General features: G+C 68.3%; 2 protein-coding genes. Both read left to right on the top strand.

What is annotated here, in order from left to right; all coding sequences use genetic code 11:
- A partial coding sequence (locus D7W81_RS41245) for a helix-hairpin-helix domain-containing protein (protein ID WP_120560748.1) occupies positions 1–947 on the top strand: 947 nt, incomplete at its 5' end.
- A gap of 170 nt (positions 948–1117) precedes the next feature.
- On the top strand, positions 1118–1357 hold the full coding sequence (locus tag D7W81_RS41240; RefSeq protein WP_120560747.1) for a hypothetical protein: 240 nt from the start codon (positions 1118–1120) through the stop codon (positions 1355–1357).
- Positions 1358–1365 lie beyond the last annotated feature (8 nt).

Genomic DNA, 1365 nt, shown 5'->3' with positions numbered 1-1365 from the left:
CCTCCACCCCGGCCGTCGAGCAGCAGCAGGCGCCCATCCTCACCCAGACGAACGTCGACGTGGCCGCCGAGTGCTACGGCATCATCGACTTCGCGAACACGGCGTCGTACTCGATTCTCGACCGCTACCTGCCCAGCAACGTGGTCACCAACATCGTGAACCGCCGCGCCACCGCGCCGTTCACGTCCCTGGCGGACCTGTCCACCGTGCCGCTCGTGGGCCCGGCCCGGCTCAAGCAGATTGAAGGCGGCGCCCGGACCCTGGACTACATCGACGCGGACTGTGTCGGCATCGTGGACGGCATCGCCATCTCCCGTGACGACCAGACCGCCATCGTCGCGCTGGTGAACAGCATCGACGACTCGGAACTGCACGACGTCCTGCCGGACGCGTGGAACGGCGCCGTCAACCTGCTCAACACGCGCCCCTTCACCACCGCGCAGCAGATCGCCGACACGGCGGGCATCGGTGACGTGAGCTTCCGCAGCATTCGCAACTCCGCCACGCTGAGCCGCCCCCTGGAGGCGCTCTTCGCCGCGGTGAACGCCATCCCCAGCAACGGCTCCTACGGCGCCACCACGCTGCGCCACTTCGACTGGTGGAACATCGCGTCCGAGAACCACTACTACCGTGACGACAAGACCTGCTTCGGCCTGGAGCCGAGCAGCGTCCCGTACGGCGCCGCCATCCGCCCGAACCTGGCCAACGCCGCCGAAGTGCGCGCCGCGGTCCAGAACGCCGTCGCCTACGTCAACGGCAACACCCTCATCCCCGCCTCGGTCCGCAACGCGGGCTTCGCGAACCTGGACACGCTGATCCAGGGCCGCAGCTTCAAGGGCTGCATCATCACCTACGAGAACGACCCCTGGAGCCGCAACACCGTCCACATCTACGTGGACACCGTGACCGGCTTCAGCGTGATGACCGAGACCTGGTGGGCGGAGTAGTCCTCCCCACCTGACCGTCCCTGCCGTCCCTAAGCCCCGGGTTCCTTCAAGGAGCCCGGGGCTTTGTCGTGTCCGGAAGCAGGCAGCCCCCTGGCCGGCAGGCCTCCGGCTCCCTCTGCTTGGGAAGGAAACCGTGCATCCCCGTGTGTCTACGGGTATAGACACGCCCCATGTGCCCCCTGGTGAACACGAAGGACCTGATTGACGCCCAGGAGGTGGCGGGCCTGTTGCGCCTTGCCCACCCCAACAGCGTCAGCACGTACCTGCGCCGCTATCCGGACATGCCCCGTCCGGTGCTCGACCTGGGCGCCGGGCGCCCGCGCCTCTGGCTCAAACCCCAGATGCTCCGCTGGGCCCGCGCCCGCCAGGCCGCCGCCACCACCGACACAAGCTCCCGAGGTTCCCGATGACCACCGCC

Origin of the sequence: Corallococcus aberystwythensis (assembly GCF_003612165.1) — a bacterium.
In the GTDB taxonomy this organism is placed as follows: Bacteria; Myxococcota; Myxococcia; order Myxococcales; family Myxococcaceae; genus Corallococcus; species Corallococcus aberystwythensis.
The sequence above is the reverse complement of the archived record's forward strand: the minus strand, read 5'-3'. Positions and strand labels throughout refer to the sequence as shown.

Excerpts from the sequence above, each read along its gene's own strand:
- D7W81_RS41240 (WP_120560747.1), top strand. The coding sequence starts at position 1,118 with ATGTGCCCCCTGGTGAACACGAAGGACCTGATTGACGCCCAGGAGGTG.